Annotated in this window: 26 protein-coding genes; 12 read left to right on the top strand and 14 right to left on the bottom strand. The window is 61.2% G+C overall.

Annotated features, from left to right (window positions below):
* Window positions 1–252: 252 nt before the first annotated feature.
* The gene (locus tag R8871_RS25225; protein WP_175052888.1) at window positions 253–1368 is read right to left on the bottom strand and encodes an AI-2E family transporter; all 1116 of its coding nucleotides are present in this window, start codon (window positions 1366–1368) and stop codon (window positions 253–255) included.
* 271 nt (window positions 1369–1639) lie between these two features.
* Here R8871_RS25225 and R8871_RS25220 point away from each other — a divergent pair, with 271 nt between their 5' ends.
* The 4 genes from R8871_RS25220 (at window position 1640) to R8871_RS25205 (ending at window position 5569) form a co-directional block, all read left to right on the top strand.
* Window positions 1640–2854 carry a DUF2863 family protein gene (locus R8871_RS25220; protein WP_175052887.1) on the top strand — a complete coding sequence of 405 codons (1215 nt, stop codon included), beginning with the start codon at window positions 1640–1642 and terminating at the stop codon, window positions 2852–2854.
* 216 nt (window positions 2855–3070) lie between these two features.
* A complete protein-coding gene (locus R8871_RS25215) occupies window positions 3071–3949 on the top strand; it encodes a response regulator transcription factor (RefSeq protein ID WP_175052886.1) in 879 nt (292 codons plus the stop codon).
* A 112-nt stretch (window positions 3950–4061) separates the two neighbouring features.
* Window positions 4062–4736 carry an energy-coupling factor ABC transporter permease gene (locus R8871_RS25210; protein ID WP_093639753.1) on the top strand — a complete coding sequence of 225 codons (675 nt, stop codon included), beginning with the start codon at window positions 4062–4064 and terminating at the stop codon, window positions 4734–4736.
* Window positions 4737–4903: 167 nt separating this feature from the next.
* Window positions 4904–5569, top strand: coding sequence for a BspC domain-containing protein (locus R8871_RS25205; protein WP_175052885.1), 666 nt, complete (start codon window positions 4904–4906; stop codon window positions 5567–5569).
* 118 nt (window positions 5570–5687) lie between these two features.
* On the opposite strand, the gene R8871_RS25200 is transcribed toward R8871_RS25205, so the two are convergent.
* Together R8871_RS25200 and yaaA are read right to left on the bottom strand one after the other, a co-directional pair.
* Window positions 5688–6842 (bottom strand): M14 family metallopeptidase, encoded by a 1155-nt coding sequence (locus R8871_RS25200; protein ID WP_175052884.1) that lies wholly within the window; start codon window positions 6840–6842, stop codon window positions 5688–5690.
* 34 nt (window positions 6843–6876) lie between these two features.
* Complete coding sequence (gene yaaA / locus R8871_RS25195) at window positions 6877–7659, bottom strand: peroxide stress protein YaaA (protein WP_175052883.1); 783 nt, start codon at window positions 7657–7659, stop codon at window positions 6877–6879.
* A 57-nt stretch (window positions 7660–7716) separates the two neighbouring features.
* Here yaaA and R8871_RS25190 point away from each other — a divergent pair, with 57 nt between their 5' ends.
* Window positions 7717–8205: a putative toxin-antitoxin system toxin component, PIN family gene (locus R8871_RS25190; RefSeq protein ID WP_175052882.1), complete on the top strand. Its 489-nt coding sequence runs from the start codon at window positions 7717–7719 to the stop codon at window positions 8203–8205.
* 127 nt (window positions 8206–8332) lie between these two features.
* The gene (locus R8871_RS25185; RefSeq protein WP_175052881.1) at window positions 8333–9505 is read left to right on the top strand and encodes a pyridoxal phosphate-dependent aminotransferase; all 1173 of its coding nucleotides are present in this window, start codon (window positions 8333–8335) and stop codon (window positions 9503–9505) included.
* Between the two features lie 115 nt (window positions 9506–9620).
* Here the strand turns inward: R8871_RS25185 and R8871_RS25180 are convergent, their stop codons facing one another.
* A complete protein-coding gene (locus R8871_RS25180; RefSeq protein ID WP_175052880.1) occupies window positions 9621–10268 on the bottom strand; it encodes a glutathione S-transferase family protein in 648 nt (215 codons plus the stop codon).
* A 126-nt stretch (window positions 10269–10394) separates the two neighbouring features.
* Between R8871_RS25180 and R8871_RS25175 the strand changes: the two genes are divergently transcribed.
* The 6 genes from R8871_RS25175 (at window position 10395) to R8871_RS25150 (ending at window position 16759) form a co-directional block, all read left to right on the top strand.
* Window positions 10395–11951: a 3-hydroxyacyl-CoA dehydrogenase gene (locus R8871_RS25175; RefSeq protein WP_175052879.1), complete on the top strand. Its 1557-nt coding sequence runs from the start codon at window positions 10395–10397 to the stop codon at window positions 11949–11951.
* On the top strand, window positions 11948–12736 hold the full coding sequence (locus R8871_RS25170) for an oxepin-CoA hydrolase, alternative type (protein WP_175052878.1): 789 nt from the start codon (window positions 11948–11950) through the stop codon (window positions 12734–12736). Before R8871_RS25175 ends, R8871_RS25170 begins: the two co-directional genes overlap by 4 nt.
* Window positions 12737–12757: 21 nt before the next feature.
* Window positions 12758–13474, top strand: coding sequence for a histidine phosphatase family protein (locus R8871_RS25165; protein WP_175052877.1), 717 nt, complete (start codon window positions 12758–12760; stop codon window positions 13472–13474).
* 20 nt (window positions 13475–13494) lie between these two features.
* On the top strand, window positions 13495–14601 hold the full coding sequence (locus R8871_RS25160; protein ID WP_175052876.1) for a phosphotransferase: 1107 nt from the start codon (window positions 13495–13497) through the stop codon (window positions 14599–14601).
* A 62-nt stretch (window positions 14602–14663) separates the two neighbouring features.
* Window positions 14664–15923 carry an acyl-CoA dehydrogenase family protein gene (locus R8871_RS25155; protein WP_175052875.1) on the top strand — a complete coding sequence of 420 codons (1260 nt, stop codon included), beginning with the start codon at window positions 14664–14666 and terminating at the stop codon, window positions 15921–15923.
* A 134-nt stretch (window positions 15924–16057) separates the two neighbouring features.
* The gene (locus tag R8871_RS25150; RefSeq protein ID WP_175052874.1) at window positions 16058–16759 is read left to right on the top strand and encodes a glutathione binding-like protein; all 702 of its coding nucleotides are present in this window, start codon (window positions 16058–16060) and stop codon (window positions 16757–16759) included.
* Window positions 16760–16906: 147 nt separating this feature from the next.
* Here R8871_RS25150 and R8871_RS25145 read toward each other — a convergent pair whose 3' ends face one another.
* The 10 genes from R8871_RS25145 to nuoN form a co-directional block, all read right to left on the bottom strand.
* A complete protein-coding gene (locus R8871_RS25145; protein WP_175052873.1) occupies window positions 16907–17386 on the bottom strand; it encodes a MaoC family dehydratase in 480 nt (159 codons plus the stop codon).
* Window positions 17383–17841, bottom strand: coding sequence for a MaoC family dehydratase (locus tag R8871_RS25140; RefSeq protein ID WP_154567188.1), 459 nt, complete (start codon window positions 17839–17841; stop codon window positions 17383–17385). Before R8871_RS25140 ends, R8871_RS25145 begins: the two co-directional genes overlap by 4 nt.
* 35 nt (window positions 17842–17876) lie before the next feature.
* Window positions 17877–19004: an acyl-CoA dehydrogenase family protein gene (locus R8871_RS25135; protein ID WP_175052872.1), complete on the bottom strand. Its 1128-nt coding sequence runs from the start codon at window positions 19002–19004 to the stop codon at window positions 17877–17879.
* Between the two features lie 10 nt (window positions 19005–19014).
* Window positions 19015–20211, bottom strand: coding sequence for an acyl-CoA dehydrogenase family protein (locus R8871_RS25130; RefSeq protein WP_175052871.1), 1197 nt, complete (start codon window positions 20209–20211; stop codon window positions 19015–19017).
* Between the two features lie 48 nt (window positions 20212–20259).
* Window positions 20260–20685: a DUF1178 family protein gene (locus R8871_RS25125; RefSeq protein WP_093639658.1), complete on the bottom strand. Its 426-nt coding sequence runs from the start codon at window positions 20683–20685 to the stop codon at window positions 20260–20262.
* Window positions 20686–20947: 262 nt separating this feature from the next.
* Window positions 20948–21472, bottom strand: a complete 525-nt coding sequence (locus R8871_RS25120) for a helix-turn-helix transcriptional regulator (RefSeq protein WP_175052870.1) — start codon at window positions 21470–21472, stop codon at window positions 20948–20950.
* 50 nt (window positions 21473–21522) lie between these two features.
* Window positions 21523–21771 carry a hypothetical protein gene (locus R8871_RS38520; protein ID WP_246287694.1) on the bottom strand — a complete coding sequence of 83 codons (249 nt, stop codon included), beginning with the start codon at window positions 21769–21771 and terminating at the stop codon, window positions 21523–21525.
* A gap of 348 nt (window positions 21772–22119) precedes the next feature.
* Complete coding sequence (locus R8871_RS25115) at window positions 22120–22704, bottom strand: NUDIX domain-containing protein (protein WP_175052869.1); 585 nt, start codon at window positions 22702–22704, stop codon at window positions 22120–22122.
* Between the two features lie 42 nt (window positions 22705–22746).
* Window positions 22747–23043 carry a DUF2818 family protein gene (locus R8871_RS25110; protein WP_175052868.1) on the bottom strand — a complete coding sequence of 99 codons (297 nt, stop codon included), beginning with the start codon at window positions 23041–23043 and terminating at the stop codon, window positions 22747–22749.
* Window positions 23043–24515, bottom strand: coding sequence for an NADH-quinone oxidoreductase subunit NuoN (gene nuoN, locus R8871_RS25105; protein ID WP_093639649.1), 1473 nt, complete (start codon window positions 24513–24515; stop codon window positions 23043–23045). The genes R8871_RS25110 and nuoN overlap by 1 nt, the downstream gene beginning before the upstream one ends.
* Window positions 24516–24540: the final 25 nt, after the last annotated feature.

Here is a 24540-nt window from a genome sequence, read left to right as displayed (position 1 = left end):
CGAACCCGCGCCCACTTCAACTACCCGGCACCGCTTCGTTCTGCGTCGCTGCATCAGCAGCAGAGAAACGAGATTATGAAGAACTTTCGCTACGCCGTCAACAGGTTTTTCCAACTTTCTGAACCCGCCCACATCGCGCAAAGCCTTGCCACTGCTGGCTCTCCCGCCTCCCGCGCCCCGGTGTCCGGAGCACGAAAGAGCGAGATTCTAGCGAGCCCGACCGCCCCTTGCAAGCCATATCTGGAATTTATTTCAAGGCGCCTTTTCTATGCGCCCGGGCTCATCAACAACTGGCGCTCTCACGTCGGGCGCCAGAGCGTCCGCTGCCGGGGCGCCGATCGTCCAATCGTGCAGCACGGTATAGGCAACCGCCAGCAACGTCGGGCCGATGAATACACCAAGGAAGCCAAAAGCAAACGCACCGCCCAGGATACCCAGCATCACCAGGATCAGCGGCATATCACTACTCTTGCCGATCAGGATCGGCTTGATGACGTTGTCTGACATGCCGACGACCAACACGCCCCACACAACCAGAAAGATCGCCCAGCCAGTTGAGTCGCCGTGATACAGCCAGATCGCCGCAGGCAACCAGACGACCACCGGACCGCCCGGTATCACCGACAGGAAGAACGTCGCCAGCCCAAGCAGCGCCGGCGCCGGGACGCCCGCAATCCAGCAACCGAAGCCGGCAAGAATGCCTTGCACGAGCGCCGTGCCGAGAATCCCGTAGACCACGCCCTTCACCGTACTGCCCGCCAGCGCCAGCAAGTAATCAGCACGTTCGCCGGCAATGCGGCGCATGCCTGCCCTCAGCCAGGCCGCCGCACCCTCCCCTCCGGTATAGAAGAAGAACGCGAGCACGATGCTCAGTGCCAACAAACCCAGACCGTGCGTAACGGCAATCGCAGCCGCCAGAATCCACTTGCCGGCCGGCGCCGCCAGCGCGCGCATTTGCGCGATCAGTTCAGAGTTGCTACTCGTTACATTCGCCCAGAACGCCTCGATGTTCGAGCCAACCAGCGGAATTCGTCCGACCCACGGCGGCAAATCCGGCAAGCCAGCCTCGAAGAGCCTTTGTACCAACGCGACGATGTCGTGAACGTGCGCGCCAAAGGCAAAGCCGGCATAGACGAACGGACCAAGCACCACAATCAGGATGATGAGCACGATCAACGTCGCTGCGAGCTTTCGGCGCCCACCGACTGCCGTAGTGAGCCGCCGGTACAGGCCCCACGAGCTATAACTGAGAATGGCGCCCCACAACAGCGCTGTCGTAAAGGGTGCAAGCACCAGAAGCGAACCACCTACCAATATGATCAACGCGAACACAGCGGCGAGACGCTCAATCAGTTGGTCCGATTTCACTATGAATCTCCTCTTGTGCCAGACCACAGCGACGAATAGACATACGCTTGCCAGGCGCCCACCGACGGTGGTCAGTATAGGGGCGAGCTACGCCCCTGGGCATGTCTTATATCATCCGGCCAGGACGCCACGCAACGCATCCAATGCCCTCCGCAACAGGCTTATTTTTAATGTGGAAACGTCCCAATCCATCCGGCATAGTCAGCCAAATAATATGGCGGCATAGAAAAGACTAGAATATAAGGTTCTGTGCCTCCCAATTTCCGGATTTATGCGCTCGCGAATCGCCAAACGTCTCCCCCCCGATGCCGACAAGCTTGTCGGTCTCTCGCTCGCGCTTTTCGCGTCGGGCAGCCGCACCGAAGACCGCTTCTGGGAAGCGAAGCTCGATGCGCTGCTGACCAAGATCGTCCGTAACGCCAACCAGACTACGCTGGACGCCGCACTGGATCATCTGCAGCAGAATCATCCTGATGCTTACGGCGCACTCGCCGACATGGCGGAAACGCACAGCGAGTCGTTCATCGTCGACCATGAAGGCACTCCTTATGAAGCGCTGCTGATTGCCGCGCCCGTGCTGGCCTGGACTCGCTACATGATTCCTTCCGGCCCGCTCAAAGTTGACGCAGCCGACGCGCTGCGCGCGCACCTGCAAGCGCACGTGCTCGCGGCCAATACGCGTGTGGCCATGGTGCCGTTCCTGTACAGCATCGACCAACTGCCGCGTCACCACGTCGAGACCTGGCGTATTGCCCAGCAACTCGCGCAAGCAGCGATGGCGGGTGGCAACGTCAAACTCAATTTTGGCGAGCTGCCGGAAACCTCACCCATCCTGGCCGACCCGCGCTTTCTGCTGGCGGTGGTCGCAGCGCCCGTGGGCGAGCCGGCGTTTCGCTGGCAGGAAGAAGAAAACGGCAGCCGGATCGAGCGCGGTCAATGCCTCGAACAATGGGCAACGCAAGGCGGCGCCAATCTGTCGCTGGTGCTGCCCGGATGTGAGTTCGAGTGTCTGCTGCCGGATGCCTATTATTCGGCCTGCCGCGACGCCGACGAACGGGTGCGCCCGCACACGGTGCGCACCGCCGTGCGCTATCTGTTCGACACCATCAGCGCAACGCCGCAGGAATTGCGCGCGGTTGTCGCAGGCTTCGGCGAGCGCCGTATCGACGAATATCGCGTCGGCTTCACGCGCCGCGGCAGCAATGATGTGATCTATGGCGTCGTATGGCCGCTTTACGGCCGCGAGAACGGCGAGCCCGGCATTGATGAAGAACCGCAAGAGACTGCAGCGTCGGACGACCCGCTCGAAGAAATCGTCGCATTGCTCAAGGAAACCGGCGTGACAGACGTACGCCGTCACTCGGGCCGCTTCGAGCCGGAATATTGCGATGACTGCGGCGTGCCGCTCTATGCGGACCCGCTCGGCGAAATCGTCCACGCCGAAATGCCGGAGGACGCGGAGCCCGCACAACCGCATTTCCACTGAGCCACCGGCACCGGCGTCATTGCGCCGCCGTCTGCATCAGAGAGCCCCGCCACGCGCGGGGCTTTTTTTATGTCATTCCTCCTATGCCTTTTGGACAGGGGGTCAAACCGAAGGGAATTTGTCATCATAGTGCCGGTGGTGCATCGCAATGCGCCCGGCACCTTCGCCGGCCCGCACGCATCGCGTCACCTCGCCCGATTCATCTGGAGACATGGCATGCGATTCTCAATTCTCAACTCAGACGCGGAACGACGCGATGGACTCAAAGCATTGCTGCGGCAAATCGACCGGCTAGCGCGCTTTAACGAAGCACAGGATTGGCGTCAGGTTGAGCGTACGCTCAAGCGTCTGCGGCCCGACCTGCTCGTGATCGACTGGCAGCAGGACTGGATGTCAGTTGACGACACCCGTCATCTGCTCAGCCACTATCCGGACCTGCGCATTGCAGTGCTGACCGACGAGGTCTCCCCAGCTGTCGTGCGGGACCTCATGGACGAAGGTGTGCTCGGCGTCATTCCGCGCGAAACCGCCCCATGCCTGATCGTGCGCGCTTTCGAGATGGTCCTGCTAGGCGGCCACTATGTGCCGCCCGGCGCGTTGGCGCTCAATCCTCCGCTACCGCCGGATGCCACCATCCGGCCGTTCGATGAAAAGAGCCCACCACCGCGCCGGGCCAAACTTTCCAACGGCCTGTCACCCCGCCAGGAGCAGATCATGCGCTGCGTCCACATGGGCAGCACCAACAAGATGATCGCGCGCACGCTCGGCATCAGTGAAGGCACCGTCAAGATCCATCTAACCAGCATTTTTCAGCAACTCGGAGCGCCTAACCGCGCCGCCGCGGTCGCGCTGTACAACGGTTGGCTGTCGGCTCATTTGCAAGTACTGCGCAACGACGGCGGAGCTCAGGTGCGTCCGGTAATGGGGCAAGCCGGGGTGGTGCCATTGCGGCGTCGCACACTGCGCCGCTTCCAGTATCCGTTGCCCGCGAACGACACGGCCGACACGCTGCCAATGGCGGCCGAACCGACCACGCCATACGGCGATGCGCCCGCGGGATTGACGGCGGAACAGGTCACGCAAGGTCCGGCATAACGTCAGCCGGCGCGCACGCCAGAATCGAAACGCGCGTTTCCTCGCAGCGTTCGCGCCGGCTGGCATGGAATCCGCTCACACCTTTTCTCGTCCAACGAGTAATATGAGATACATGGGTTTCCTCTACACACCGCTTCCGTTCTGGGTCGCTGTCGGTGGCTGGATCGCCACTGCGATAGTGGTTGCGCTCGCGCTGTGGAAAAATCCTTTCAAACGACTTCAGGATGGCACGCTCCAGCATGTCTGGCTCGCGATCATCGTTGCGGTGTCCGTGCTGTGGGCGAGCAACGCGTGGCTCGACGACGGTACTGTCATGCATCTGCTCGGCGCCACACTGGTCGTCACATTATTCGACTGGGCGCTGGCGCTGATCGCCATGGCGATCGTCACCGGTCTCGCCGCAGTCGTCTTCGACGCCCCCTGGCAAGGCATTGCACTGACTTTCCTCGTGTTCGGTGCGTTGCCTGTCGGTATCTCGACCCTGATCCAGCGCGCCAGCATCGCCTGGCTGCCGCGTAACCTCTTCATGTTCATCTTCGGCCAGGGTTTTGTCTCACCCGCCATTGCCGTGTCGCTGACGGCGGCCGCGGCGCTCGGCGTTCACATCACACTCGCAGACGGTTCGATGACCGTGGTGCCGGTCGGCTACGCGTTCAGCGTGCTTCTGCTCGCCACAGGCGAAGCCTGGTTCACGGGCATGTCGACAGCATTGATCGCGGTCTACCGTCCGGCGTGGGTTACCACTTATGATGTGCGTCGGTACCGATTGGGCGGGCCACGCACCTGACACGAGCGCGGCATCGAACACGTATCGAAGACGACCTGCCATCCCGGCACATAAAGCGCCTGAGTCCACGCACCACGACAGAACAAAATATTTGTGTCAGGATTGAACTCATCCCTCTCGCCAGGCATCTTACGTGCCTCATGTCTTATTAGCGTCTAACGAACTAGATGGATCGCACCAACGTACCGCGCCGATTGCTGCGGTTGGTCGGCCGGTTGGCAACATTTGCAGCGAGTCTCTCGCTCATTTGCACTGCTCCCGCATACGCCGATCAACTCGAACAGCACAACGATCTCGTCAACAAATTTGTCAATGACATGCATGCGGACCCGCTAGTCGCGGACTGCGCTGCTCATGGCAATTTTGTTGCGAGCACATCGACCGCCTTCGACCATGTCGAATTTCCACCCAGCTCCTTCGACAGCGCGCATGCGGCGGTCACGCCCTGGAACGATTCGTTCGACGAGGGCAAGCAGCGCGTCAAGGTGGACAACATCGTTACCGTCGAGGGCCTCGGTATCCGCCAGAGCGGCGGCGGAGATCCAGCCGATCTCAAATTCCGTTGCGGCTATGTGGGCGCCCAGATGCTGGCGTTCAGCTGGAACGATCCAGTGCCGCCAGCCCGAGCGCACAGCGCCGGGTCAACGGGGTCGCGAGCGTCCTCGGGCAAGCATAAGAGTGTGAAGGGCAAGCACTCCGCCGGCGGCAAAACTACGAAGAAAGCGACCGGCAAGTCCTCGAAGGCAAGCTCGGGAAAATCTTCGCGAGCAACTTCCAGCAAGTCTTCGAGCAAATCGACCGCGAAGAAGTCCACAGCGAAAAAGACTCAATAGCGGACAGGAGCGAAGGCTGCGTCAACGGGTCCGCACCACAGAGCGGGCTCGCATCCGGCAAAAAAAACGGGGCACACACTTCCAGAGTGTGTGCCCCGTTTTTCTATGCGGCGTCCAGTTACGCGAACGTCTCCACGTGTCGCAAAATAGCTTGCAGCATGGCGGCGCCCAGCGACGCGCTACGTTCACCATTCCAACCCACCCGCTCGTCCGGCAGATTGGCGTTGTCCTTGAACGGCATCTCCAGCGTCAACGACAGACAGCCGAATTCGTTGCCGATGTACTTCGAAGCCAGCTTGAGCGCGTCCTCACGATACTTGCTCGCGGCGTAGCCGTACTTGTCCTGGAAATCCGGGCTCGCATGCTTGAATGCTTCGATGAACGCTTTCTGCTCCTCGCCCTGTCGCTCAGTGAAGCCCGGCAGCATCTCAGAACCAGCCACGAACACGTACGGTAACGCCTCGTCGCCGTGGATATCGAAAAAGAGGTCGCAACCGGTCGCGTGAATCGCATCACGCACCACCAGCACCTCGGGGCTGCGCGCGGCGTCCGGCTCCATCCACTCACGGTTCAGGTTCGCGCCCATTGCGTTAGTGCGCAGATTGCCGTGCACGCTACCGTCCGGATTCATGTTCGGCACGATGTAGAACACCGCGTGATCGTAAAGCTTGCGCGCCACCGGATCGCCCGCCCAATCGCCCCAACCCGCGAGACGCTTGACGAGACCTTCGATGAACCATTCGGCCATCGTCTCGCCAGGATGCTGGCGCGCGATCAGCCAGATCTTCTTCCTGGGCGTGTCACCGGTTTGCGGAGTACCAAGCGTCAGCAGCGACATCGGCCGGCCTTCGACGGTCGTGCCCAACTCCGTGAGCGTGGCCTGCGGCATCTGCTGGATCGCACCGAGAAACTCCGAGTGACGTTCCTCGCTATACGGCTCGAAATACGCGTAGTAAATGCGGTCGAAATCCGGCGTGTGGTCGATCGTCAACACGCGACCGTCGTAGGAAGTCGGCACACGGAACCAGTTCACACGGTCATAGCTTGCCACTGCCTGGTAGTCGCGCCAGCCTTCGGCAAAAGCGCACGCCGCAGCATTTTCGAAGGTCATCACGCAGCGCTCGCCGGCCGCGCCGGACAAACGGAAGTAAAACCACTGTGCGAATTCGGCGTGACTGTCCGGTCGCACGCGCAAACGGATGTTGCCGGCGTCTTCGCAGGCCAGCACTTCGATCGCGCCCGCGTCGAAGTTGCTCGTAATCGATAGCGTCATGATGTTCTTCCCTGCTTGTGTGCGCGGCAATCGCTTAGTCAGCGATGCGGCGGCGGAATACGTAGGTGGAATCGTTCGAGGCTTCGGCGTCGAACGCGTAGCCTTCGGCGTTGAAGCCCTTCAGTTGCTCGGGTTTGTCGAGACGGTTTTCGACCGCGTAGCGCGCCATCAGGCCGCGCGCGCGCTTTGCATGAAAGCTGATGATCTTGTAGCGGCCGCCCTTCCAGTCTTCGAACACCGGTGTGATGATCGGCGCTTCGAGCACCTTGGGTTTGACCGACTTGAAGTACTCACCCGACGCGCAGTTGACCAGCACGCGCGAAGCGGCAGCGCGCTTCTTCAATTGCGCGTTCAACGCCTGCGTGATCCGTTCGCCCCAGAACGCGTACAGATCCTTGCCCCGCGTATTGGCAAAGCGCGTTCCCATTTCGAGGCGATACGGTTGCAGCAGATCGAGCGGGCGCAGCAGTCCGTACAGGCCGGAAAGCACGCGCACGTGATTCTGCGCGTAATCCAGATCGGCCGAAGACAGCGTCCTGGCATTGAAACCTTCGTACACATCGCCGTTGAACGCGAGCACGGCCTGCTTGGCGTTATGCGTGCCGAAACTGGGCGACCATTCCGCGTACCGTTGGAAATTGAGGTGCGCGAGCTGGTCGGAAATGCTCATCAACGAACCGATCTGCTGCGGCGACAAAAGGCGCAATCCACCGATCAATTCGGCCGCATCGTCGACGAAATCGGGGATCGTGTGCTTTTTGACGTGCGGAGGGGTTTCGTAGTCGAGCGATTTCGCCGGCGACAGAACGATTATCATAGAGGCTTGCAGGCACGCCGTGCCTGGCGGTCAAAGACGAAAGCCAGATTGTAACGAATGCCCGGTTCCCATGCCTCACACGGCGCTTTGCGCGTCGTCCTCGATTCCAATGTGTGGATCGATATTCTCGTGTTCGACGATCCGCACACGCGGCCGATCCGCGCCGCGCTCGAAAGTGGCGCGCTCGCCGCGCTGATCGACGCGCGCTGCCTCGCCGAACTCACCTACGTGCTCGACTACCCGCAATTCGTGCATCGCAATGTGGACAAGGCGGCGGCGCTTGCCGTCGTTGCAAGCCTCGCGCAGTTGGTCGAACCCGTTGCACCGGCGGAAGATGCCAGGCCGTTGCCGAAATGCAAAGACCGCGACGACCAGAAATTCCTCGAACTCGCGCACGCCGCACAGGCCGACTGGCTGGTGTCGAAAGACCGCGCGGTGTTGAAACTGGCCAAGCGGATTGCGCGTGACTTCGGTTTCCAGATTGCGCAGCCGGCGCCGTTCGTCAGCGCCTGTGTGGCAATCGCGGACGAGCCAGCGTCCGTATGACCCCTGGCCGGATGGCCAACGTCGGGCCAACTGCGCGCACGCAGGGCCCCGATTCCCTACAATCAGGCTTCGTCCTTTTCGAACGACGTCTTTTGCCAACTCACTCGACTACGCTCCGGACAGCGCCATGAATGCACCGCACGACACGCCCATGAGTCCCTCGTTTCCGTCCCGCTTGCCGGACGTCGGCACGACGATTTTCACCGTGATGAGCGCGCTCGCCGCCGAAAAAGGCGCGGTGAACCTCGGCCAGGGCTTTCCCGACTTCGGCTGCGATCCCCGCATTGTCAACGCGGTCGCAAACGCCATGCGCGACGGCCACAACCAATATCCGCCGATGGCGGGCGCCGCCCCGCTGCGTCAGGCAATCTCGGACAAAATCGCGAACCTGTACGGCCGCCGCTACGACGCCACCAGCGAGATCACCGTGACGGCAGGCGCCACGCAGGCGCTGCTGACCGCGATTCTCTGCACCGTGCATCCGGGCGACGAAGTGATCGTAGTCGAGCCGACCTACGACAGCTACCTGCCGTCGATCGAACTGGCCGGCGGCAAGCCGGTATTCGTCACGCTCGACGCGCCCGACTACGCGATTCCGTTCGACAAGCTCGCCGCCGCGATCACGCCGAAAACGCGGCTCCTGCTGATCAACACCCCGCACAATCCGACCGGAACGGTCTGGCGCGCGGAAGACATGCGCAAGCTCGAAGAAATCGTGCGTGGCACCAACGTGCTGATCCTGTCCGACGAAGTCTACGAACACATGGTGTACGACGGCGCGCCGCACGAAAGCGTCGCGCGTTATCCGGAACTGGCGCAGCGCAGTTTCGTGGTGTCGAGCTTCGGCAAGACTTATCACGTCACCGGCTGGAAGATCGGCTACGTGGCGGCGCCCGCTGCTCTCACGGCTGAATTCCGCAAAGTGCACCAGTTCAACGTATTCACGGTCAACACGCCGATGCAGGTCGGCCTCGCGGAATACATGAAGGATCCGGCACCGTATCTGGATCTCCCCGCGTTTTATCAGAAGAAACGTGACTACTTCCGCGCCGGCCTCGCGAATTCACGCTTCAGGCTGCTGCCTTGCACGGGCACCTACTTTCAGTGCGTCGACTATTCGGCGATCAGCGATTTGCCCGAAGCCGAATTTGCGCAATGGCTGACCGGCGAGATCGGTGTCGCGGCAATTCCCGTTTCGGCGTTCTATCACGAGGCGCATGAATCGGGCGTGGTGCGCTTCTGCTTTGCCAAGCAGGAAGCCACCCTCACCACCGCGCTCGACAGGCTGGCGCGGCTCTAGGACGCCCCGCGCGATGCTGCGAACGAACCCACGTTCCTCGCCATCGCGCGCAGCGGCCTACGCGTGCGCTGCCCGCCCGCATCCGGATTCATTTCAACCGCAACACCGCCATGCCTCAAGCCGGACGCGAAGCCGCGATATATGCCTTGCGATCATCGGTCACGCGCTGCGCAGCCGGCCGGGCGTTGATCGCCTTCACATAGCTTTTCCAGTCCACGCCGGCGTCGAGCAGAAAGTCGCGGCCGTAGATGGTCTGCGTCGCCATGCCCACCAGCGGCAAGCTCACAAAACCCGCGGTGTCGGCGACACTGAAGCGCTCGCCGCGCAGGTACGGCCCGAACTCTGCGATCCGTTTGAAGCCGGCAATGTGATGCGCAAGCAGCTTCTCGACGCGCCCCTTGGTCGCGTCAGTCACGGTGCCACCGAAAAATGCTTCCTTGTAGAGATTGCGCGCGGTCAGTTCGAGATGCACATCCACGAACATGATCAATTCGCGCTCCTTGGCCGCTTCCCAAGGATCGGCGGAGAAAATTGCCTTGTCAGGAAAACGCGCGGCCAGATACTCGACGATGCCTTGCGATTCGCACAGATCGCCGTGTTCGGTCTGGATATAGGGCACCTTGCCGAGCGGAGAATGCTCGAGCACGGTTTCTTCCTGGCTCGGCAGCACGAACACTTCCTCGAACGGAATGCCGTGTTCGAGGAGCACGAACTTCACCTTGTTGTAATAGTTAGAGAGCGCGAAACCGCACAGCTTGATCATCGGGTGTCTCCTTTCTTCGGGTTGTTTGAGACCGCCCGTCAAAATCAACGCAGCGGACTTCGATCAATCATCCAGTAAATTGCACGATCGTGCTATTCTAAAATAACCATGGAGTCGAGCATCACAATGACCTCTCGCAATTTCAGCATCGAGACTATCGGCATTGTCGGAACCGGTGCAATGGGCCGTGGCATCGCCCAGATTGCCGCGCTGGCGGGCCTCACCGTGCGTCTCTACGACACGAACCCTGCTGCGATCGGCGCCGCGCGCGACTACCTTGCCGAGACTTTCGCCAAATTGACTGCCAAAGGCAAGCTCGATCAGGCCCGCTCGCTCGCCGCACTGGCGAACGTGAGCGGCGCGCAAGTTATCGGCGATCTGGCCGATTGCGACCTGGTCGTCGAGGCGATCGTCGAAAAGCTCGATGTGAAGCAAGCGCTCTTTCGCGAACTCGAAACGGTGGTGAGCGGGCGATGCGTGCTGGCGTCGAACACGTCGTCGTTGTCGATTACCGCGATCGCGGCGGGCTGCACGAATCCGTCGCGGGTAGCCGGTTATCACTTCTTCAATCCGGTTCCGTTGATGAAGGTCGTCGAAGTGATCGACGGCCTGCGCAGCGATCCCGCCATCGGCGACGCGCTGATGGAACTCGCGCGCCGCATGGGCCACACGCCGGTGCGCGCGAAAGACATGCCCGGCTTCATCGTCAATCACGCCGGTCGCGGCATGAATACCGAGGGCCTGCGCGTAGCGGGCGAAGGCGTGGCGAGCTTCGCTGACATCGACCGCATCATGCGCGAGCAGGCGGGCTTTCGCCTCGGCCCGTTCGAACTGCTCGATCTGACCGCGCTCGACGTGTCGCATCCGGTGATGGAGTCGATCTATCACCAGTTCTATGAAGAACCGCGCTTCACGCCCTCGCCGATCACAGGCACGCGGCTCGCGGGCGGACTGATTGGCCGCAAAACGGGCGAAGGCTTTTACCGCTATGAAGACGGCAAGCAGCAAGTGCCAGCCGAAGCGCCTGCGCCGACCGAACTGCCGCACAGCGTGTGGGTCAGCAAGCGCTATCCGAAGGCGCATAAAGCCGTCGTGCAACTCATCGCCAAGGCCGGCGTAAAGCTCGACGAAGGCGCTACGCCCGCAGCGGACTCGTTGATTATCGTGACACCGTTCGGTCATGACGCGACCACCGCTGCCGTCGACGAAGCACTCGATGCAACTCGCGTTGTCGCCATCGACGCCCTCTTCCCGCTGGCCGCCGCGCAGCGCCGCACGCTGATGACGACACCCGCCACCAGCCGCGCCGCACGCGACACCGCGCACGCCCTGTTTGCCGCGGATGGCGTTCCCGTTACCGTAATACGCGATTCGACCGGCTTTGTTGCGCAACGCGTCGTGGCGACCATCGTCAACATCGGCTGCGACATCGCGCAAAAACAGATCGCGACGCCGGAGGACATCGACCTCGCAGTGACGCTAGGCCTCGGCTACCCGCGCGGACCGCTCGCACTCGGCGATGCATTGGGCGCGAAAACGATCCTCACCATCTTGCGCAATATCTTCAGCGTGCTCGGCGATCCACGCTATCGCCCATCGCCCTGGCTTGCACGGCGCGCGCAACTTGGCCTGTCGCTGACGCAACGCGACGCTGCCGACACTCAAACGGAGACCCAACAATGAGCGCCGAACTGCTGACCTCACGCCCGACCGAAAGCGAATCGACGCTGGTCCTCACGCTGTCGAACCCCGGCGCCCGCAATGCGCTGCATCCGGACATGTATGCCGCGGGCATCGAAGCGCTCGAATCGGTGGAGCGCGATCCGTCGATCCGCGCCGTCGTGATTACCGGCGCGGACAATTTCTTTTGTGCCGGCGGCAATCTGAACCGTCTGCTGGAAAACCGCGCGAAAGATCCGTCGGTGCAGGCGGAGAGCATCGATCTGCTCGGCGAATGGATTTCGGCGCTGCGTTTATCGTCGAAGCCGGTGATCGCCGCCGTCGATGGCGCCGCAGCCGGCGCGGGGTTTTCGCTTGCGCTCGCGTGCGACCTGATCGTCGCAGCGGAAGACGCCAAGTTCGTGATGTCGTATGCGCGCGTCGGTCTCACGCCCGATGGCGGCGGCTCGTGGTTTCTCGCGCAAGCCTTGCCGCGTCAACTGGCGACCGAAGTGTTGATCGAGGGCAAACCGATCGGCGCCTCGCGTCTGCACGATCTCGGCGTCGTCAACAAACTGGCGAAGACCGGCGCCGTGCGCGACACCGCTGTCGCCTGGGCCGACGAGCTCGGCAAGATTTCACCGAATTCAGTCGCGCGCATCAAGGGGCTCATCGGCGCGGCCGGTGCACAGCCGCTTGCTGAACATCTGGTCGCTGAACGCGACAGCTTCGTCGCCTCACTGCACCATCGCGACGGTCTCGAAGGGATTTCAGCGTTCCTCGAAAAACGCGCTCCGGTCTACAAGTAAACATAAGCGAACGAAGGGACGATGCCTGACTATCAACTCCCCAAACGCCGCCGCATCTTCCTGATGCGTCACGGTGACGTGACCTACTTCGACGACAGCGGCCGCGCGATCGATCCGGAAACGGTGCCGTTGAATGCGAACGGCCGCGAACAGGCCAGCGCGGCAGGCCGCGTGTTCGCCGAGCAGCGAGTCCGGTTCGACCGGGTGATCGTGAGCGGCTTGCCGCGCACGATCGAAACCGCGCAACGCGTATTGGCCGAGACCGGTCAGCAGATCGCGCTCGACATCGAGCCGGCATGGCAGGAAATTCGCGGCGGCAAGCTCAGCAACATTCCGCCGCAGGATATCGAAGCGGCATTTCTCGGTGTGTTCGACGGCATCGTGCCGGAAAGCACGCGCTTTCTCGACGGCGAAACCATCGGCGCGTTGTTCGACCGCGTGTTGCCCGCGGTGGAGGCGTTGCGCGCGGACACGTCGTGGGACACCGTGCTGCTGGTGCTGCATGGCGGCGTGAATCGCGCGATTCTCTCGCACGCGCTTACCGCCGGCGGCCGCACTTTCTTCGGCCATCTGGCACAGGCCACCGGTTGCATCAACGCGCTCGACGTCGGCGCCGAGCCACGCGACTGGGTGCTGCGCGCGATCAACTATTCACCGCCGTCGCCGCTCCATCGCGACGTTCGCAACACCACGATGGAAATGCTCTACGCACAATTCATTCAATACAAGCGTAGCTGAACCCGAACTGGAGGAGACACATGGTGCAAGCCACACAGACCGGCGAACCAGAACAGAAACCGGATTACTCGGCCTTCGAGGGCACGCGTCCGGTCAACGAGCGGCAACGCTTCGACAGCGATGCGCTCGCTGCGTGGCTAACCCAGCATGTCGACGGATTTGCCGGACCGCTCACGCTTGAGCAATTCGCCGGCGGCCAGTCGAATCCCACCTTCAAACTCGTCACGCCGTCGCGCTCGTACGTGATGCGCGCGAAACCCGGGCCAGCCGCGAAGTTACTGCCCTCGGCGCACGCGGTCGAACGCGAATACCGCGTGATGCATGCGCTCGCCGACACTGACGTGCCGGTCGCGAACATGCTCGCCTTGTGCGAAGACGAAAGTGTGATCGGCCGGGCGTTTTACGTGATGGAGTTCGTCGAAGGCCGCGTGCTGTGGGACCAGTCTCTACCCGGCATGGCGCCTGCGGAGCGCGCGGCGATTTACGACGAAATGAATCGTGTGATCGCCGCGCTGCATAGCGTCGACGTCGCCGCAATCGGTCTAGCCGATTACGGCAAACCGGGCAATTACTTCGCACGCCAGATCGGTCGTTGGAGCAAGCAGTACGTCGCGTCCGAAACCGAATCGATCGACGCGATGCAGCGCCTGATCGAATGGCTGCCGCAGCATATGCCGGCTGAAACAAGCGAGCGCGCCTCGGTCGTGCATGGCGACTACCGGCTCGACAATCTGATCTTTCACCCCACCGAACCACGCGTACTGGCCGTACTCGACTGGGAACTATCGACGCTCGGTGACCCGCTCGCCGACTTCGCCTATCACTGCATGGCGTGGCACGTCGACCCGGCGCAATTCCGCGGCATTGCAGGCCTCGACTGGGCGGCCCTCGGCATTCCCGACGAAGCGCAGTACGTCGAACGCTATTGCAAGCGCACGGGCTTCGAAATCCACGGCGACTGGAATTTCTATCTCGCGTACAACATGTTCCGCATCGCGGCGATCCTGCAAGGGATCATGAAGCGTGTAGTCGACGGCACCGCGGCCAGCGCTCAGGCGCTCGATGCCGGCCGTCGTGCGAAGCCAATGGCCGAACTCGCCTGGCGCTACGCACAGAAGGTACGTTAAGCAAATCGGCGCACCAGATTGCGTTCCTGAACAAACGTCATTTGTCATCCGCGAGGTCATACATGAATTTCGATTACACCCCGAAGGTGCAGGCGCTGCGCGAAAAACTGCTCGCCTTCTTCGACGAACACATCTATCCGAACGAGCAGGCGTTCTATGCCGAGATCGCCCGCAATCGTCAGAACGGCAACGCATGGCTGCCGACCGAACTGATCGAACAACTGAAACAGAAAGCACGCGACGCCGGTTTGTGGAACCTGTTTTTGCCTGAATCGGTACGTGGCGCCGGCCTGACAAATCTTGAATACGCACCGCTCTGCGAGATCATGGGCCGCGTGCCCTGGGCGCCGGAAGTGTTCAATTGCAATGCGCCCGACACCGGCAACATGGAAACGATCGAGCGCTACGGCAGCGACGACAACAAGCGCGAATGGCTCGAACCGCTACTGCAAGGGCAGATCCGCTCGGCGTTCCTGATGACCGAACCGGAGGTAGCATCGTCGGACGCGACCAATATCCAGACGAGCATTGTGCGCGACGGCGACACCTACGTGATCAACGGCCACAAGTGGTGGTCGTCCGGTGCGGGGGACCCGCGCTGCAAGGTCTACATCGTGATGGGCAAGACCGATCCCGAGGCGCCACGTCATGCACAGCAGTCGATGATTCTGGTTCCTGCCGATGCCACAGGCATCACCGTGCACCGCCCGCTCACCGTATTCGGCTACGACGACGCGCCGCACGGCCACATGGAAATCACGCTTGAAAACGTACGCGTGCCGGCGACCAACATGCTGCTAGGCGAAGGGCGTGGCTTCGAAATCGCCCAGGGGCGCCTCGGACCGGGACGCATCCACCACTGCATGCGCCTGATCGGTCTCGCCGAGCGCGCGCTCGAACTCATGGCCAAACGTTCCATGCAACGTGTCGCTTTTGGCAAGCCGGTTTCCGCACAGGGCGTCACGCAGGAGCGCATGGCCGAAGCGCGCTGCATGATCGAACAGGCTCGCCTCCTGACGCTGAAGACCGCCTACATGATGGACACGGTCGGCAACAAGGGTGCGCGTGGCGAGATCGCCATGATCAAGGTGGTCGCGCCGAATATGGCATGCCAGGTGATCGACTGGGCGATCCAGGCGCACGGCGGCGGCGGCGTCAGCGACGATTTCCCGTTGGCGTATGCATACGCCAACGCGCGGACATTGCGCTTCGCCGATGGCCCCGACGAAGTGCACCGCAACGCGATCGCAAAGCTCGAACTGGCGCGTTATATGGATGCAGGTGCTGCGGCTCAAGTGGAAACGCCGATTACGCGGGTTTGAGGTCTGGGTCGGGGTCGGGACGGCAGCCGACGGCGCGCGGGTTCACGGCCAGCAGCATTGGCCGATCTATGCTCTAATTTTCGTCAACAGCGGCGCCCTTTGTGGCGCCGCTTTCACGAAACGAAGGAGCCAGGATGATCGACGTCTATAGCTGGGCAACCCCAAACGGCCACAAGGTTCACATCATGCTCGAGGAAACGGGCCTCGCGTACACTGCGCACGGCGTCGATATCGGCGCGGGCGACCAGTTCAAACCCGAGTTTCTTGCGATTAGCCCGAACAACAAGATTCCGGCGATCACCGATTCCGAAGGTCCTGAAGACGCCGACGGCAAGCCGTTCGCGCTATTCGAATCGGGCGCGATTCTGATTTATCTGGCGGAGAAAACCGGCAAATTTCTGCCGACTGATCCGGCCGCGCGCTATGCCACCTTGCAGTGGCTGATGTTCCAGATGGGCGGCATCGGTCCGATGCTCGGGCAAACGCATCATTTCCGCATCTACGCGCCCGAGCCGATCGAATACGCAATCAATCGCTACACGAACGAAACGCGGCGTCTCTATGGCGTGATGGATACACAGCTGGGCAAGACACAATATCTGGCTGGCAACGACTACACGATCGCTGACATCGCCGCATTTCCGTGGACGCGCTCGTGGCAAAACCAGGGCATCGAGCTGGATACGTTCCCGCATGTGAAGCGGTGGCACGAAGAAATTGCCGCGCGTCCGGCGGTGATACGCGGTGTTGAGGTGCTGGCGTCGGCCCGCAAGCCGCTCATGGACGACAAGGCTAAGGAGATGCTGTTCGGTGCGACACAGTACGCGAAGCGGTAGCCGCTGTACCGACGATCCATGGCATCGGCGCTCGTTCACATTGACAGTGATTACGGCATTGCCAACCGTTGATGCATCAAAATAAAAAAGCGCGAGACGGCATCACTGCCACTCGCGCTTTTTTGCCAACCGGCCGGTCATGAACGGTTAGAAATAGTGCCGCGTGATGAACTCCGCGACGCAGACCGGCCGCTCACTGCCCTGCCGCTCCAGCGTCACGTTCCACTCAACCTGAACACCGGCGTTGTCGACGTCAGTGACGGATTCCACTGCAAACCGGGCGCGCAACTGCGAACCGACCAGCACGGGCGACGTGAACCGCACACGATTCAATCCGTAGTTGACGCCCATACGCTGCTTAAGCGCCACTGTCTTGCCGAGCAACGCCGGAATCAACGATAGCGTCATGAACCCATGCGCGACCGGACCACCAAACGGTGACTCACGCCGCGCCCGCTCGGGGTCGACGTGAATCCACTGATGATCGCCGGTGGCCTCAGCGAAACGATCGACGCTTGCCTGATCGACCGTCAGCCAGTCGCTAACGAGCGGTTCAGCGCCAATCAACGCACGCAACGCCGCTGCGTCTCCAAACGTTGCTGCGGCTACCGCGCTGCCGCCCGTCATGACGCGGCGCCCGGATTGCGCAGTCCGAACAACCCCTTCGAACGCACCGTAATCACGGTTTCGCCGTGCTGGTTGATGCCTTCCCACTGCGTCGAAACGATGCCGCGATCCGGCTTGCTTTCCGAAACACGTTTGTCGAGCACCGCGTTCATCATCGTGATCGTGTCGCCTACACGCACCGGCTTCAGCCAGCGGATCTCGTCGATACCGGGTGAACCCATCGACGTGGAACCCGCGATTGCGTTGCGCACGAGCATGCCCATCATGACCGAACAGGTATGCCAGCCGCTTGCAACCAGTCCGCGAAACGGCGATGCAGCGGCCGCAGCCTCGTCCAGGTGAAACGGCTGCGGATCGAACTTCTCCGCGAACTCGACGATCTCTTCACGCGTGAAAGTATGCTTGCCGATTTCCGTAGTCGTGCCGACTACCATGTCCTCGTAACTCAGACCCATCGCACACCTCTTTCTTATCCGATTCGACCTGCTGATCAGGCTTCGGTCGAGACAAAACCGGGCAGCGCGGCGAAACGCGCGAGATGGTGATCGACATCGCCCAATGTGGTTTCGATAATAGCAAGACGTTTGAACAGATGCGCCGCGGCAACCTCGTTCGTGACGCCCATGCCGCCGTGCAACTGCACCGCCTGCTGACCGACAAAACGGGCGGCCTGGCCGACCCGCGCCTTCGCTGCGGAGACGGCACGGCGACGTTCGTCGGCGTCTGCGCTGGCGTAACGCACGGCCGCCAGATAAGTAATCGAGCGCGCCTGCTCGGCGTGAATCAACATCTCGACCATGCGATGCTGGAGCGCCTGGAAACGCGCGATCGGCTGGCCGAACTGCTGGCGCGTCCTGGTGTACTCGCCCGTTGCATGGTTCAATGCGTCGAGCGCGCCAATCGCTTCCGCGCACAGCAATACGGTGCCGTAGTCTGCGATGTGTTCGAGCGCAGCAGCACCTGCATGTTTGCCGGTGAGCTGGCGTGCAGGCGTGCCATCGAACTCGAGTGTCGCGGCGCGCTGGCCGTCGATTGTGCGGTAGTCAGTGACTTTGACACCGGCCGCGTCGCCGGCAACGACAAAGAGCGCGATCTCGCCATTCAGCCGAGCCGGCACAATCCAGTAGTCCGCTTGCGCACCGTGCAACACAACCGATTTCGTGCCGGTCAACGTCTGCTGATTGCCCTGGCTGTTCGCAACCGTGTCGACCTCGAACAGATCGTAGCGAGCGTGTGGCTCGTGAAATGCCACTGCCAGCTTGATCTCGCCCTGAGCCGCACGTTCGAGCAGCGACGCGTCTTCGCCCTGCCCGGCGCCAGCCAGCCGCAGCGCCTCGATGCCCACCGCGGTCGCCCAATACGGCTCGACCACCAGAGCACGCCCGAGCTCCTGCATGACCACCAGCATGTCGATCGGGCTGCCGTTGAAGCCACCCTGTGCTTCCGGTACCGGCAATGCGGTCAAGCCCAGCTCGGTAAAAGCTGTCCAGTGCGCGTCCGACACACCGGCTTCCGATTGCACGATCGCCTGGCGCGCTTCGAACCCGTAGCTCTTATCAAGGTAGCGGCGCAGCGCGTCAGCAAATTGCTGTTGTTCGTCGTTGAAAGTGAAGTCCATGCGCCGCTCCTCAGAGTCCGAGAATCATCTGCGCGATGATGTTCTTTTGAATTTCGTTCGAGCCGCCGTAAATCGACGTCTTGCGGAAGTTGAAGTAGTACGCGGCCAGCGGCGCGGCGTCATCGTCACCGGCGAGACTATGCTCGCGGTCGCCCTCGAGGAAGGGCACGTCAAACGGTGCGGCGAGTGGCCCGACCGCTTCGAACATCAGTTCGGTCAACGCCTGCTGCACTTCCGTGCCCTTGATCTTGAGCATCGAGGCTTCTGGACCCGGCCCACGTCCGCCCGTTTCATTGGCGACCACGCGTTGCACGGTGACTTCGAGCGCAATCAGTTCGATCTCGAGACTCGCGACTTTCGCGGCGAACACAGGATCTTGCAGCAACGGCTTACCGTTCTTCTTCTGATCCAGCGCGAGGCGCTTCAGGAAAACGAGTTCGCGCTTCGATTGCCCGACGCGCGCAATACCGGTGCGCTCGTGCCCGAGCAGGTACTTCGCATAGGTCCAGCCACGATTCTCTTCGCCGACCAGGTTATCGACCGGCACTTTCACGTCTTCGAAAAAGACTTCGTTGACTTCGTGGTCTTCGTCCAGCGTGATGATCGGGCGCACGGTAATACCGGGCGTTTTCATGTCGATCAGCAGGAACGAGATGCCCTCCTGCTTTTTCGCGCCGCTATCGGTGCGCACGAGGCAGAACATCATGTCGGCGTACTGGCCGAGCGTGGTCCAGGTTTTCTGACCGTTAACCACGTAGTGATCGCCAACGCGCTCGGCACGCGTGCGCAGCGAGGCCAGATCGGAACCGGAGCCTGGTTCGGAATAGCCCTGACACCACCAGTCCGTGCCGTCGAGAATGCGCGGCAGATAGTGGCGTTTCTGCGCCTCATTGCCGTACTTCATCAGCACCGGTGCCACCATCGAGACGCCGAACGGCAGCACGGACGGCGCACCGATACGCGCGCACTCTTCGTCCCAGATATGCCGTTGGGTCGCGTCCCAGCCCGGGCCGCCGTATTCTTTCGGCCATGCGATGACAGACCAGCCGCGCGTGCCGAGCAGCTTGTGCCAACCCGCGAAGTCTTCGCGGTTCAGACGCTTGTGGTTGAGTACTTTGTCGCTCAGCTCGCGAGGCAGATTCGCTTCGAGCCAGGCGCGGATGTCGGCGCGGAACGCGTCGTCAGCAGGGGAATAGTCCAGATTCATGCGTCGTGTCTCCTGGCCGCAACCGCCCGCCGCCAGTGAGCCACTGCGCTATTGCAGCGGTTCCTTCAAGGCAGCCGGGACCGGCAGCGGCATCACTTCGATGCCTTCTTCGACCAAAGCTTTCGCGTCTTCCGGTGTCGTGACACCGCGAATATTGCGTGCAGGCGCTTCGTTGTAGTGAATGCGCCGTGCTTCCTCGGCGAAGCGGTCGCCCACGTTCTCAGTCTTTTCCAGTACCTCGCGCAAGGCACGCATGACGCGCGCCTGCATTTCTCCCGTATCCGCAGGGACTTTCGCTTCGGTTGCTCCCGACAGATTCAGTCGGGGCGCCGACGGCAGACGGCTCACTTCGTTCGCACCGCAGATCGGACATTCGACGAGCTTGCGGGACTGCTGCGACTCGAAGTCATCAGCCGAAGCAAACCAGCCTTCGAACCGATGGCCATGCGGACACTGTAAATCGAGGACCTTCATGTGGAATCAGGGCTTGCGTGCCAGTTTAGCGCAAAATGGAAATTTGTGAACGGTCGTTCGTAAATTTTTACGGACGGTGCGTTGACGCCAGGCGTCGCTGACAAATCGAACGCGGTGCGCGATTTTAACGCTTTGCGCAGTGGGCTGCCGAAGGTCGCTCAATCGGTGAGCGGCGCGCCGAACCCGCCAATAAAAGGCACGCTGGTTGTATGGAGTTCATGGTGGAGTTCATGGGTGCGCGCCACTGGCCGCTGCGCACCTTTTAAGCCACCAGGGATTCGAGCCGGCGGTTAAGCTGCGGCTCGAGTTCGCGCGCCTCTTTGGCAAGGTTGATCTGTTTGGCCGATTTCGCAACATCGAATACGTCTGCCTTGATGTCATACCCGCCACGCGCGGTCAGCCAGCCCAGGATGTCCGACAGATGCCACACCGACGCACTGCCCTCGTGAACCGGCGGCGGAAAGTCGATTGCATGGCTCAGCATTAACTTACGCATGTTTTGCCGCGACACGCCTGCGACTTCAGCGACATCCGTCAGGCCGACGAAATCCGGCCCCGCCTCGACAAGACGCGCAGACGGCACTGCCTGCTTGATATCTTTGAGTGCGCTGACGAGCGCTTCCAACGCCGACGCGCCTTCGCGAGCAAAAACCAGCGCCAGGCGACCCGGTTGCCCAACGCCGATCGTAGCGTCGTCGCATCCGGCTTCGCCCAGCCGCTCGACGATCTCGTCAAGATCGCAATCTTCAGCCGCGAGCCGGTACTTCAAGGTGAATACATATTCCATAAGCTACTCCTGCCTTCATTCAACTACGGGCTTTTGCCCTTCGAACACTTTTACTGCCGACGGGTCGTGCAGTTGTCGACAATGCGTCTGAGGTGCTTTGCGTGATTGCCGGGATTCTTTGGCGTACTCCACACACTCGATATGCAGAACTCGCCGCAACGGCATTCCGCGTCGTTGTACGGACAGTAAATCTTTCCCCATGCGTGGCCTTTGCCGCCACCTTGTACACGCCAGCCGCTTCTTTCCGCGTAAGCCAGCGCGGCCTCGACCTCTTTCTTTGAATGGACTCCACGAACCATCTATACCCTCCAATTTAGTCCGCACGCGCATGGTTGTCAAGTGACAACCATGCGCGTGCGGCCATAACCGAATACATCCCACACCCTTCGTTATCCAAAATAAGTGCGATAACAAACCTCGTTGCCAGATGTCGATACTAGAGTGACAACGGCCGCTGGGCGAGACTGTCAAATGGCATAGGACTGGAGCTCGTTTTTCAGACACGGAGAGTTACGCATTGAGTCGATTTCACGCGCGCAATGACAAAGCCCCTGCCGGTCGTAGACCAGCAGGGGCTTTTTTGCAGATTTTCTAACCGGCGAGTGAATCGCGCCCGTTCAGCGTTCCTGCGTTCAGAACCGTGCGCGTTATTGCGGCTCGGCCATTGGCCAGGTACCCGCCAAAACCTTTTCCAGCCAGAACGTGCCAATGATGGTTTTCACGTCCGTCACCTTGCCCGTGCGTACCCATTCCAGCATATCGGTAACGCTGGCCGTGAACAGTTCGAGGAATTCGCCGTCGTCGAGTTTGCGCTCGCCGGCAGTCAACCCACGCGCAAGGTAAATATCGATGAATTCGGTCGAGTAGGAAATGATCGGATGAATGCGCGTCAGATAAACATACTCGCGCGCCGTATAGCCGGTCTCTTCCTGCAGCTCGCGTTTCGCGCAGGCCAGCGCGCCTTCGTTCGGATCGAGCTTGCCCGCAGGATACTCGACCATAACCTTGCCCATCGGATAGCGGTACTGGCTTTCCAGCAACACGCGGCCGTCGTCGAATAGCGGAATCACCATCACGGCGCCCGGATGCTGAACGTACTCGCGCGTGGCCTGCTTACCGTCGGGCAAGCGGACCGTATCGCACTTGAGCGTCAGGAATGGTCCTTGATGGATCGTTTTGCTCTCGAGACAGGTCTCGGTGAGCGTGGCGTCATGATCGGGAAGTTCAGCCATATGCGACCTCAGGACAGCGTGGTGCGCGACGGCGAGACGCCGTCAGCGACGTTTGACGAGATACTGGAAGGTAAAGCCGGGGAATGCGAATACGACGAACAGCGCGAACGTAATCGCGTAGAACTGCCATCCCTGTTCGAAGCGGTTACCCGCGCGCGCTTCCAGCAGGAAACCGAACGCGCCGACCACGAAGTACAGCACGATCAACTCGGCAATCCGGATCCAGGCGCTCTTCTTCACCGCTTTCAACGGCACGGCGGCGAAGAGGCGCTGATTCAGGAACGGCAGGTTGGCGCCGACCAGCGCCAACAACACGATAAACCAACCCGCAGCCGACATCAGAGCAGCAGCGTGTGCTGGATAGCCTGCAGGCAGGCCTTCAACAGCGGATCCGGCACGATACCGAGCACCAGCACAGCAACACCGTTGAGCGCCAGCAGAGCACGCGTGCTCGTGTCGGCGAGAATCGGCGACTTGTCTTGCGGTTCGTCGAAATACATCAGCTTGACGATACGCAGGTAGTAGAACGCACCGAACAGCGAGGTGATCACAGCCAGCACGGTCAGCCAGGTCAAGCCGGCATTCATGGTTGCCTGCAGCACCGCGAGCTTGGCGTAGAAGCCGACCGCGGGCGGGATGCCGGCGAGCGAGAACATCATCACCATCATGACGAACGCGAATACCGGGCTGCGTTGATTCAGGCCCTTGAAGTCTTCGAGCGTGTCCGCTTCGAAATCGCGGCGTGCCAGCAGCATGATGATGCCGAAGGTGCCCATCGTCGTGATCAGGTAGACGATGCTGTAGTACATCGCCGAGCCGTACGCATTGGCGGCGCCCGTGGTCTTGTGGTCGACCACGCCGGCCAGCAGGCCCAGCAGCACGAAGCCCATGTTCGAGATCGCCGAATACGCGAGCATCCGCTTGACGTTGCGTTGCACGATACCGGTGATGTTGCCGACGATCAGCGACAGCGCCGCCAGGATCACCAGCATTTCCTGCCATTCGACCGCCAGCGGCAGCAGACCCATCACGAGGAAACGCAGGCCCCACGCGAATGCCGCCACCTTCGGACCGCCGCCGACCATCAGCGTCATGGCCGTAGGAGCGCCCTGATACACGTCAGGCACCCACATGTGGAACGGCACCGCCCCCATCTTGAACGCCACGCCTGCCACGATAAAGATCACGCCGAACAGCAGCACGCTCGGATCGTAGTGGCTCGTGCCGATCGCCTTGAACACTTCGTTCAGGTCGAGCGAACCGGTTGCACCGTACAGCATGGAAATGCCGTACAGCAGGAAGCCGGAAGCCAGCGCGCCGAGCACGTAGTACTTCATGGCGGCTTCGTTCGACGGCGCCGCATCACGACGCAGAGCGATCGCACCGTACAGCGACAGCGACATCAGTTCCAGACCGAGGTACAGCGTCAGGAAGTTGTTGCCGGAGATCATCACGAGCTGACCGAGCAACGAGAACATGCCCAACAGGAAGAACTCACCGCGGAACAGTCCGCGATCCTCGAGGTACCGGCGCGAGTAAACGATCGACACGGCGTAACCGAGCGTCACCACCGCCTTCATCACGCTGGCGAACGAATCCACCACATACATGTGACCGAAGAAGTAGTGAACCTGCGGGTCGAACGCATTCACCGCGAACCAGATGCCGGCAATCAGCGTCGAGAAGAACGCGATGAAATACGTGGTGCGGCGACCGGCCTGGCCGACGAACGTGTCGTTGAGCCACGCGACCACAACGGCGAGCATCACCAGTGCGTCGGGCAACAGGGCAGTCATAGGGGCGTTTTGCATGATCTTTAAATTCCTCCGCTCTGCA

The organism is Paraburkholderia sediminicola (assembly GCF_902859805.1).
GTDB classification, from domain to species: domain Bacteria; phylum Pseudomonadota; class Gammaproteobacteria; order Burkholderiales; family Burkholderiaceae; genus Paraburkholderia; species Paraburkholderia sediminicola.
This window is presented reverse-complemented; position numbering and strand designations above follow the sequence as displayed.

Bases quoted from the DNA above. Each gene is read 5' to 3' on its own strand.
- R8871_RS25220 (WP_175052887.1), top strand. From the start codon at position 1,640: ATGCGCTCGCGAATCGCCAAACGTCTCCCCCCCGATGCCGACAAGCTT.
- R8871_RS25215 (WP_175052886.1), top strand. From the start codon at position 3,071: ATGCGATTCTCAATTCTCAACTCAGACGCGGAACGACGCGATGGACTC.
- R8871_RS25210 (WP_093639753.1), top strand. From the start codon at position 4,062: ATGGGTTTCCTCTACACACCGCTTCCGTTCTGGGTCGCTGTCGGTGGC.
- R8871_RS25205 (WP_175052885.1), top strand. From the start codon at position 4,904: ATGGATCGCACCAACGTACCGCGCCGATTGCTGCGGTTGGTCGGCCGG.
- R8871_RS25200 (WP_175052884.1), bottom strand. From the start codon at position 6,842: ATGACGCTATCGATTACGAGCAACTTCGACGCGGGCGCGATCGAAGTG.
- yaaA (WP_175052883.1), bottom strand. From the start codon at position 7,659: ATGATAATCGTTCTGTCGCCGGCGAAATCGCTCGACTACGAAACCCCT.
- R8871_RS25190 (WP_175052882.1), top strand. From the start codon at position 7,717: ATGCCCGGTTCCCATGCCTCACACGGCGCTTTGCGCGTCGTCCTCGAT.
- R8871_RS25185 (WP_175052881.1), top strand. From the start codon at position 8,333: ATGAATGCACCGCACGACACGCCCATGAGTCCCTCGTTTCCGTCCCGC.
- R8871_RS25180 (WP_175052880.1), bottom strand. From the start codon at position 10,268: ATGATCAAGCTGTGCGGTTTCGCGCTCTCTAACTATTACAACAAGGTG.
- R8871_RS25175 (WP_175052879.1), top strand. From the start codon at position 10,395: ATGACCTCTCGCAATTTCAGCATCGAGACTATCGGCATTGTCGGAACC.
- R8871_RS25170 (WP_175052878.1), top strand. From the start codon at position 11,948: ATGAGCGCCGAACTGCTGACCTCACGCCCGACCGAAAGCGAATCGACG.
- R8871_RS25165 (WP_175052877.1), top strand. From the start codon at position 12,758: ATGCCTGACTATCAACTCCCCAAACGCCGCCGCATCTTCCTGATGCGT.
- R8871_RS25160 (WP_175052876.1), top strand. From the start codon at position 13,495: ATGGTGCAAGCCACACAGACCGGCGAACCAGAACAGAAACCGGATTAC.
- R8871_RS25155 (WP_175052875.1), top strand. From the start codon at position 14,664: ATGAATTTCGATTACACCCCGAAGGTGCAGGCGCTGCGCGAAAAACTG.
- R8871_RS25150 (WP_175052874.1), top strand. From the start codon at position 16,058: ATGATCGACGTCTATAGCTGGGCAACCCCAAACGGCCACAAGGTTCAC.
- R8871_RS25145 (WP_175052873.1), bottom strand. From the start codon at position 17,386: ATGACGGGCGGCAGCGCGGTAGCCGCAGCAACGTTTGGAGACGCAGCG.
- R8871_RS25140 (WP_154567188.1), bottom strand. From the start codon at position 17,841: ATGGGTCTGAGTTACGAGGACATGGTAGTCGGCACGACTACGGAAATC.
- R8871_RS25135 (WP_175052872.1), bottom strand. From the start codon at position 19,004: ATGGACTTCACTTTCAACGACGAACAACAGCAATTTGCTGACGCGCTG.
- R8871_RS25130 (WP_175052871.1), bottom strand. From the start codon at position 20,211: ATGAATCTGGACTATTCCCCTGCTGACGACGCGTTCCGCGCCGACATC.
- R8871_RS25125 (WP_093639658.1), bottom strand. From the start codon at position 20,685: ATGAAGGTCCTCGATTTACAGTGTCCGCATGGCCATCGGTTCGAAGGC.
- R8871_RS25120 (WP_175052870.1), bottom strand. From the start codon at position 21,472: ATGGAATATGTATTCACCTTGAAGTACCGGCTCGCGGCTGAAGATTGC.
- R8871_RS38520 (WP_246287694.1), bottom strand. From the start codon at position 21,771: ATGGTTCGTGGAGTCCATTCAAAGAAAGAGGTCGAGGCCGCGCTGGCT.
- R8871_RS25115 (WP_175052869.1), bottom strand. From the start codon at position 22,704: ATGGCTGAACTTCCCGATCATGACGCCACGCTCACCGAGACCTGTCTC.
- R8871_RS25110 (WP_175052868.1), bottom strand. From the start codon at position 23,043: ATGTCGGCTGCGGGTTGGTTTATCGTGTTGTTGGCGCTGGTCGGCGCC.
- nuoN (WP_093639649.1), bottom strand. From the start codon at position 24,515: ATGCAAAACGCCCCTATGACTGCCCTGTTGCCCGACGCACTGGTGATG.